3 protein-coding genes and 1 pseudogene are annotated in these 5,080 nt (G+C 50.7%); 2 read left to right on the forward strand and 2 right to left on the reverse strand.

The window, feature by feature from the left end:
• Together ABX962_RS29730 and ABX962_RS29735 are read right to left on the reverse strand one after the other, a co-directional pair.
• Positions 1-936, reverse strand: a 936-nt coding sequence (locus ABX962_RS29730; RefSeq protein WP_372724967.1) for an alpha-amylase family glycosyl hydrolase, incomplete at its 3' end; no start/stop codon positions are given.
• Positions 887-1,162 carry a hypothetical protein gene (locus ABX962_RS29735; protein ID WP_372724969.1) on the reverse strand — a complete coding sequence of 92 codons (276 nt, stop codon included), beginning with the start codon at positions 1,160-1,162 and terminating at the stop codon, positions 887-889. The genes ABX962_RS29730 and ABX962_RS29735, both read right to left, overlap by 50 nt.
• A 392-nt stretch (positions 1,163-1,554) precedes the next feature.
• Between ABX962_RS29735 and ABX962_RS29740 the strand changes: the two genes are divergently transcribed.
• Both ABX962_RS29740 and ABX962_RS29745 read left to right on the forward strand, forming a co-directional pair.
• Positions 1,555-3,531 (forward strand): ATP-binding protein, encoded by a 1,977-nt coding sequence (locus tag ABX962_RS29740; RefSeq protein ID WP_372724971.1) that lies wholly within the window; start codon positions 1,555-1,557, stop codon positions 3,529-3,531.
• Between the two features lie 1,107 nt (positions 3,532-4,638).
• A pseudogene (locus tag ABX962_RS29745) lies at positions 4,639-5,080 on the forward strand (endonuclease); the annotation flags it as partial.

A 5,080-nucleotide genomic window follows, 5' to 3' on the forward strand; every position in this document is an offset into this window, starting at 1 on the left:
ATCACAGCCGGGGTCACCGTTACCGCGAACGTGCCGCATGTACAGTGTCATGTCGTATCGCAACCCATCGACGTGATAGTCTTCGAGCCACATCAAGGCGTTGTCGCGAATGTATTGACGTACCTCGCCACGTCCATAATCTGGGCGACTATTCCCCCACGGAGTTTCGCTACGCCAGTCGTTGTAAAAATAGATTCCGCCAAGCTCGTTTTCAGACCAACCGTCAAACTGCCACAAATGCAAATCGCCCGGACCAAAGTGGTTGTAAACCACGTCCAGAATGACGGCAATTCCAAGCCGATGTGCCTTTTTCACGAACCGCTTGAATGCGGCGGGGCCCCCATAAGCGCTCTCGATCGAAAACATGTGTGCCGGATTGTAGCCCCAGGAAAAGTCGCCTGCAAATTCAGCTGCAGGCATGATCTCGATCGCGTTGATACCCAAATCTTTTAGATGCTGCAACTTCTGCTCAGCGTCTGAGAATGTTCCCGGCATTCCACCGGGCTCGTCATGGAATGTTCCGATGTGCAGTTCATAAATTACCAACTCGTTCCACGCCGGCAATTTAAAATGATCATCCTCCCAATCGTAGGCAGGATCATGGATTACGCCATTTCCCACCGAATTGGTGACTTCACGTGCGTAGGGGTCGATGCGGGAGTATCGCTGATCCCCATTTTCAATTTCATAGCGATACTCATCGCCGACCCGAGCGTGCTCAAGATCCGCATACCAATAGCCATTTCCCTCATCTTTCATCTGCTCGGCGTCCGCCCGCCACTCGTTGAACGTTCCTGTCAGCCAAACGCGAGACGCATGGGGTGCCCATACTCGGAAAGCCACTCCGCTCGCATGCGGAATTGCCCCCATCCCAGAATGAATGGAGCTAGTTGCCAAGTGGTTTGAACCCGCAGAGGAAAGCAATGCCGTCGACATAATCAAGTCCGTTGTAAAGCGAGCCTACGATCTGTAAAGAAACCGCCGAGTAGACATGAGCATTTGGCGTTCCGAACGCTGTCAGTTGCCACCAAGTGCCACCAAAGATTTCGTATGTCAGGCAGTGGGTCAAATTTGCTTGGACTGTTTCAAAGCCGTCCAAGATGATTCCTGGATTACGCTTGGAATCGAGTGCGAAACCCGCGTCTAAAAGTCTAGACTTCAAGGTAACAACGTGCCTATCAACGCATTTTTGTAGCTTGCCATGATCTGCAACTTCCGCGTTCGCAACCGTCGTTTGCCGTTCAGGTCGCCCTCGGCTCAAAATTACTGAGAGAATATTTGACGACCCCGAGCTAGGTCTGGCAGAAAGCTAGGTCTGGCAGACATTTTCAATGGTTCCGGGGCACCGACATACAGAGCGCGTCCCTTTGCCGGTAAAGCTTGCAAAAATTATTCTGTCAGTATTTTCTAACAAAACCGTCGCTCAATCGCATACACTTTGTGGTTCCGCCAGCCTTCAACGTTGTTCGTATGCAAGAACGCATTGTCAAGATGAGCGATAAAGTGACGGATGCCGTAGGTAAATGGGGCGTAAGTCTCGACACAGAAGCAGTCATGAATGCAGTGCCGCTCGCGGTATTGTATCTCGACAATGAATTGAAGCATCGATTCACCAACCAAGCTTACGCCGACCTCGTTGACCGTTCGGTTTGTTCTTTGATCGGCGTGCCGTTGCTTTTGATCATTGGCAATGACTTCTATGCTCGCATCCAATCTCGTCTTAACCAAGCTCTTGATGGCACATCTCAGCGATTTCGGACGACGTGGTATCAACGAACTTGGGCAGAACCGCGAGATTTCGAACTGCGGTTTGTGCCCAGCACTGATGATCGCGGAGATGTTGTGGGTTGTTACATCATCATGCATGACGTGACGTTTGCTGCATCTACAGCCCATGACCCCACCGCGCTAAGGCAGATTGGTACTGAACTTGCCAAGCGTGAAGAACAGCGACGTTTGGCCTTCGCATCGGCGGACATGGGATCATGGGACTATAACGTGATCACTGGCGAGGTATTGCTAGACTCTAAGGCCGCTGAGATTTTTCAAACCCTGCCTGAAACACCGGTTCCCGTAACAGAAATTATGGGGAAAATCGATATTCGGGATCGAGCGTCAGTGATTCACGCGATCCAGGAATGCTTTGATGTATCTAGCAGTGGTAAACACGATGTCGAATACCGATTGACAAGTGCGGAAGGACACCCATGCTGGATTCGCTCATTCGGCCAAGTCTACTTTGAGGAAGGAACCGACACGTTGTTCCGAACTGCCGTTCGCGTGCTCGGATTGCTGATTGACACAACCCGTGAACATGAGGATTGGGAACGGTTAAATCAAGCAGTGCAAACGGCCGAAGCGATGAACCGAACGAAGAGTGAATTCTTGGCAAACATGAGTCACGAAATTCGCACACCGATGACAGCGATTCTGGGTTTTGCAGATCTATTGTCGGATCAAGTCGAGAATAGCGAAGCTCAAGAAACCGTGGCAACGATTCGACGAAATGGTGAGTATTTGTTGCACATCTTGAATGAAATCTTGGACCTTTCGAAAATTGAAGCTGGCAAGGTTCTCGTTGAACGGACTCGCTTCAAGCCACGAAAGGTTCTGCGTGAAGTCGACTTACTGCTGCGAGAACGTGCCCATACAAAACATTTGGATCTGTTCGTTGAGTGGAGTGGTCCCGTTCCTGAAACGATTTTTAGTGACGAGACGCGGCTTCGTCAAATTCTGATCAATCTCGTTGGCAATGCAATCAAATTCACCAATCGCGGCAGTGTTCGGATTATCGTCCGGGCCCTTGTTGAGCATGAGCAAATGCGATTCGCGGTGATCGACACGGGCGAAGGAATCTCAGCGGATCAAAAACAAAACCTCTTTCAACCGTTTTCACAGGCCAATGAATCCATCACACGCGAACATGGTGGAACAGGTCTGGGGCTAACCATCTGTCAGCGGTTGGCGACATTGTTGGGCGGCGACATCGAGGTCGAAAGCGTCGTCGGTGGCGGAAGCACTTTCACCGCCACGATTGCGACGGGGCCGCTGGAAAATGTCCCCATGATGGATGCCAACGAGACGACGAATGACCACGAGACACCGCATGAGCGTTCCGACAAATTGGACTCGATTGACTCGCTCAGCGGTACCGTTTTAATCGTCGATGATCGCCGCGACATTGTGTTCATCGCACAGCGTTTTATCGAGCAGGCTGGCGGACGAGCATTGACAGCCGAAAACGGCAAGGAAGCGATCGATATTCTTCGTGATCCGAATCACCATGCGAAAATTGACGTTGTCTTAATGGACTGCTCGATGCCGATCATGGACGGATTTGCAGCCGTTCGCCAAATGCGAGCGGAAGGTTTCGACTTACCCGTCATCGCCCTAACGGCCAATGCGATGCAAGGAGCCGAAGCCAAGTGCTTGGCGGCTGGTTACAGCGATTACCTCACCAAGCCTTTGCAAAAGCGAGAATTCATCACCACCTTGGCCAAGTACCTCCATGCCGTCGTTTCGCAGACGTAAGATCCTTTCAATCAATCATCAAACGGGTTTCGTCATCGGCTAACGTATCGTGAACAAAAAGTCTCAAGCGTATATTTGGGTGACAGTTGTGTTTTTCCGTCGGTCGACGGCAACCTTTTAGAGCTTGGTTGTAATCAACATAACGACCAGGACGCCCAAGATCAGGCAACTGATGTTAGTGCTTTGCAAAAGCACCGCCACGATTAGCAAAAGTAATACAATTGCGATGATTTCAAACTGCATGGTGATTGCTCGCTTCGCTTTACCGTAGGATTGTTTGTGTCGCCTGCGTTCAACCGCAAGACAAAGACAAATGTGCTCACTGTTCTGCCGACGGCGACGGTCATGGTTGAAATTACCTCGCCCCGTTCAAAAAAACTCTTCTCGCAGCGGATCTGTTTTCTCCCGGCCATCACACACAAGTTCTGAATCTCGATTTCAAAAGCGAGGCCAGCAGTTCGCAATGTTGTTTCGACAGGTAGAATTGCGTTTGACTGTACACGAAGTAAAGGGGCCAACACTTCGGCTCCTTACAGCGGATTTGTGGCAACGTGCAAGCGATTCGGCTGCATTCAAGTTATCCACTTTCAGCACGTCATTGTGTCATGGATTGTAGATTCAGCATGCGAAGCTCCAACGATCCCGATTTTCACGATGTGGCAAATAACAATTCACGCGGTGTTGAACGGAGATGATGTTCAAATCGATAGAGGCTTCGTGTTTGCTATGTGTAAAAGCAATTGTACGCTAACAATACCGGTGGTGGACGCTGCCCATATCGCCCGCGTTTAGTTCCTTTGATGCTCTCAAAGATTTTTGCGTCTATTTAGTTAATGTTGCCGAGGTGCGTCTCGGCTCCTCCGGTCGTTCGCGAATTGACCAAGTTGAACGTTTATCACGCAGGCTGAAAGTCGGTCGCTAGATCGCTGGCACGCGTCATCGACAGGGGCGACGATGATTGCATCCAACTAACGCGGCCGCCACCTGGATTCCGATTCCGGTCCAGCGTTTGCGTCATGATAAGATCCAGTCGGACTATTGCATTATCCGCGGAGGAATCACCGCGAGGGATCCGTTTTTCTCACCGGAGTGGCACGGCGTCGACTCATGATTATTAACATCTGTCTGTTAACGTTGCTGTCGCTACTGGCGATCGGTTCGTTATTGAATCTTAGTTCCAGTCCCCATTGGTTCATTCGCGGTTGGGATTTTCCTCGCCTCCAGATTGTTGGCATTGGTTGGGCACTCGTAGTGGTTTTCGCTGCGTTTCAAGTTGTGCAGTCGGAACCGTCGGTCAAAGGCACTGTAATCGCGGTAAGCCTTGCAATTTTCCTAACTCTGTGGCATGGATTCCGGATTTATCCTTACACCCGGCTGGTCTCACCTAAGGCCGTCGGTACGCCGAGGTCCTACCTAAACTCTGACGTGCGGGATGACCAGACCGTCCGGATCGTCTTTTCCAACGTCGAAATGGAAAACCACGATTTTGATCGCTGGATGACGACGATGCGGGAGGTTGAGCCCGACGTGGTGGTGGTATTAGAAGCCG

This window comes from Novipirellula sp. (assembly GCF_041583735.1).
Taxonomy (GTDB): domain Bacteria; phylum Planctomycetota; class Planctomycetia; order Pirellulales; family Pirellulaceae; genus Novipirellula.